The organism is Parabacteroides sp. AF39-10AC, assembly GCF_003635405.1.
GTDB lineage: Bacteria > Bacteroidota > Bacteroidia > Bacteroidales > Tannerellaceae > Parabacteroides > Parabacteroides distasonis.
In genome coordinates, this window is sequence record NZ_QTLP01000064.1 from 1 (window position 1) to 3,962 (window position 3,962).

Genomic DNA, 3,962 nt, shown 5'->3' on the forward strand with positions numbered 1-3,962 from the left:
GTCCGAAATGTTAAATGAGTAGTGATTTGTAAAGAGACAAAAAGCGAAATGAAAGAAAATGGAAAAGAGGAAGGAAAATGGAAGATATTGAGAATGAATGGATGAGAGAAAAAAAGTTGTCTCTTTCTTACGCAGAAAGAGACAACTTTCAGAATGACGGGTAAATATCCGTTTTCGGGTGTAAAAGTAGCTCAAATTGCCGATAAAGGCAAGGAGAGTGCTTAAATCTTTTGTCAAAATTAAAAAAGACAAACAATAGCGAGCCGTCAAGCGTGGCGTGCCTTGTCCTATTAACATTTCCAATGGTTTGAAAAACAGCGGATAGGAGCGTTTATCCTCCTGTTGTCTCTTTCTGCGTAAGAAAGAGACAGGTACTTTCAAGTAAAAAAATGTGAAATGTAGTAGTGAAAAAGCACGTGCAGGTATGGAGGTCATAGGAATAAAATTACAAAAAGCAGTATTGATCATGATGTCAATAGTATCAATGTCAGGAGTGTCAAGTTGTGAGGATCGTCTCGATTCACCCCGCCCGTCTACGGGTGGAGGCAAGGCGGTAGAGGTATCCTTATGCGTGGGACTCGCCGATGAGGAAGACGCGGTTGGTGGGACCAAAACGATCATGGTTCCGGATGATCCGTTGGCTACTGCCAGACCAGATAAGTTATATGGCTTGGAAGTTTGGCAATATGACCGGAGTGGTAGCTTTGTGGCGGGAAAAGGAGCAAGTCTTGGGGATGTGGCTATCGGTTCTTCTTTCAGTGTAACCTTAACAGCCATGGACGATTGCCAATTATTGATCATAGCACGTGGTTATGGTAGTTCTAATTATACGGTTGGCTCCTTAAAGGATAAAAGTCTTTCCTCCGTTCAAGGTACGACAGCGCCTGCCTCCACGATTGAAGGAATAACAACGGAAGGCGGCGTTAATGCGATGCCCTATATTCTTCATTTACCTTATGTGAACGTAACGGAAGATGGCCGGATTGAGAGTCCCGAGGGCTCGGATATTCGTATCCTCTTGCGCCGCTTGGCTACCCGGCTTACGGTGGCATGGGAGAATCTACCCGATAATACCGGTTACGATTTGAGACAGGTCATGCTTCAAAGTATTCCCGTAGAGTATAAATTATTACCGGACAATAAGGACTCATACCCATCCCCATTAGACCAGTATAGGACGATACAGGTATCAAATGTGACAAACAAGGGCCAATACACCTGTTGGGCCCCGGCGGTGGTACGTGAGGAGAGTGCGAACGCTACCTCCGACTATTACCGTACGAAAGCGAACGCCCCCAAAGGAAGCGCCTATGCGACTTTTATCTCCCAGCATAAGACCGATAATAAAAAGAAACTGAACTATCGGGTCTATTTGGGGGGTAACTCCAGTAAGGATTTTAGTTTACGTGATAATACGAACTATATATATAAGGTAACGATGGATCATACATCACTTCCGGTAGACGATAAACGTATCACGATAATCGACCCAATCTTGGCATCAGAGAATAACAACAACCTAGTCCCGACGGCGAACTGCTTCATGGTTGTCCCGGGTGGTGCCTTCTGCTTCAATCCCTATACCTATTATGTTAATGGCGTTTCTAAGGATAATACGCTATTACGAGGTTGGTGCGGTCTTTCCGGTTCTACGCTCTCTTCCCCGATAAAGTCCGTGAAAGTATTGTGGCAGACCTTGGAGGATGGTGACTTGGGAGACCCAGTTTTAGGTGTCGTGACTAAATATGCCCCGCAAACCACGGAAGACGACCATACGAATATCGTGGAACTAAAGAATGGTGAAAGTTTGACTGACGCCCGTATCTATTGTCGTGTCGCCACGAATACGGTGGGAGGTAGCGGTATGATAGCCGCTTACGATGGTGATAACGGGACGGGCAATATCCTTTGGAGCTGGCATATCTGGGTAACGGATTATAGTCCTTCCGCTACGGCGAACGAATCCGTGGATGATGAGAATAAGCGAGTCCAGAAATATACTTATGGAAATAAAACACAATATCCTATGATGGATAGGAATTTAGGTGCGATGGCTGGTTATACGATCGCTCCTTCTGATAAGTTGGAGCGTTCCAAGACGAATGGTTTTCATTATCAATGGGGAAGGAAGGACCCGTTTCCGAGTACCTATTCCTCAAAATCTCCGACATCTATCGTGGTTAATAGCGGTCAACTTACTCCGGGTATGTTGAATCTATATCAGCCGGATGGTGTCTCTTACTTTATCAGAAAGAATGTGACCAGTCTATATACTATTTTGCAAGCTTTTCAAAACCCGACTGTAATTGCTGCATCAGGGGCCACTTGGTCTAATCAATGCACGGGGGATCTATGGAACGATTCTCAAGACAACAAAACAGTATACGATCCGTGTCCGGCAGGTTGGCGTGTGGCTAGTAAGGTTAATTATCTGCCTTTTTTTACGAATTCATCTTATACGGAATCTAATGATGATGTCCAAGCAATGAATTTGGCTAATTCTTCTAGTTTGGAAAGGGATGGAGGCGCTGTCTTATACTTTGAGGATCAATCTTCCGGTGGTAGTACTTATATTCGTTTTACAGGATATCAGGAGTATGCGAATGCTTTCAATTACATCAATGGAATGGGTAATTTATGGTGTAGAGAGGGTAAAGCAGGGGATGTGGGGCATAAGTACGCTTTTTCGATTGTTTTACCCGGTAAAGTAGGTTTTGCGAACAAGGGATTGCGTTGTATCTCGGGTGAATGGACTCCTCGTGACGCGCATCCGCTCCGATGTATTCAAGATCGATAAGATCATAAGGCTTCCCCACGTGCCTTGCCGCAAACGCTAGGGGAAACGTTCTTTGACATGATGAGATTAATAAGGAAAAGCGATAATCGCTGTTGTCATATAAATTGTTATATTTGTATTCACAACTCAAAATAGTGATACTTATGGAAACGAGAAGAATACCGATCGGCATCAGCGATTACAAGGAATTGATAGATGAAGGTTTTTATTATGTGGATAAGACCGACTTTATCCGTGAGCTTCTGGAGAATGGTAGCAAGATCACGTTGTTGCCCCGTCCGCGTCGCTTCGGCAAGACGCTGAACCTTTCGATGCTGCGGTACTTCTTCGAGAAGACGGATGGTAACGTGTTCCGTCCGTTGTTCGACGGCAAGCGTATCCGGGAGTGGAAGGATTTCGATAAGCATCAAGGTCAATACCCTGTGATCATGTTGACGTTGAAGGACTGCAAGGCGGATACGTTCGATAAAGCCTTGGAGCTTGTCGCCTCCGAACTTCAGAAGGAGTTTTTCCGGCATAAGTACCTGTTGGATTCTCCCGTAATGGATTCGACCTATCGTCCGATCTTTCAGTCTTTGTTGGAAGGTAATCCCGGTGAGGTGCGAATGCAAAGATCTTTACTCTTGCTATCCGAATTGCTGACCGCTCATTGGGGGATGCCCCCTTTGGTATTGCTCGATGAGTATGACACCCCCATTCATGTGGCTTTCGATAAGGGGTATTATGATCGTATGATCGTCTTCATGCGCAACTTCATGTCGATGGTCTTCAAGGATAATACGTCCGTCTTTCGCGGTGTAATCACGGGTATCCTCCGTGTAAGCAAGGAATCTATCTTCAGCGGGCTGAACAATATAGCCGTGTTCTCCTTGCTCGATCGCCCGATGAGCACGGCGTTCGGTTTCATACAGGATGAGGTAGACGGCCTGCTGGACGATTACTCGCAAGGGAGGCATAAGGAGGAGATCAAGCGTTGGTATAACGGTTACCTGTTCGGTGGTTATGTTATTTATAATCCCTGGTCGGTGCTTAATTACATAATGTACGATGGTGTCTTTGCCCCCTACTGGGTGAACACGGGCTCAGACGTGTTGCTTCGTCATTTGATAGCTGAGGGCCCCTCCCAAGTACGGAAGGGAATCGAGACGCTTGTCCAAGGCGGTAG

The 3,962-nt window shown here is 45.6% G+C and carries 3 protein-coding genes; 2 read left to right on the top strand and 1 reads right to left on the bottom strand.

The window, feature by feature from the left end:
• Nucleotides 1-468 (bottom strand): hypothetical protein (locus DW033_RS25165; RefSeq protein WP_233554308.1); only part of this gene is annotated, 468 nt, incomplete at its 3' end.
• Between DW033_RS25165 and DW033_RS24080 the strand changes: the two genes are divergently transcribed.
• Together DW033_RS24080 and DW033_RS24085 are read left to right on the top strand one after the other, a co-directional pair.
• Complete coding sequence (locus DW033_RS24080) at nt 467-2,797, top strand: DUF4906 domain-containing protein (protein WP_233554309.1); 2,331 nt, start codon at nt 467-469, stop codon at nt 2,795-2,797. The genes DW033_RS25165 and DW033_RS24080 overlap by 2 nt on opposite strands.
• A gap of 143 nt (nt 2,798-2,940) precedes the next feature.
• On the top strand, nt 2,941-3,962 hold a 1,022-nt coding region (locus DW033_RS24085), incomplete at its 3' end, for an AAA family ATPase (RefSeq protein WP_158595248.1).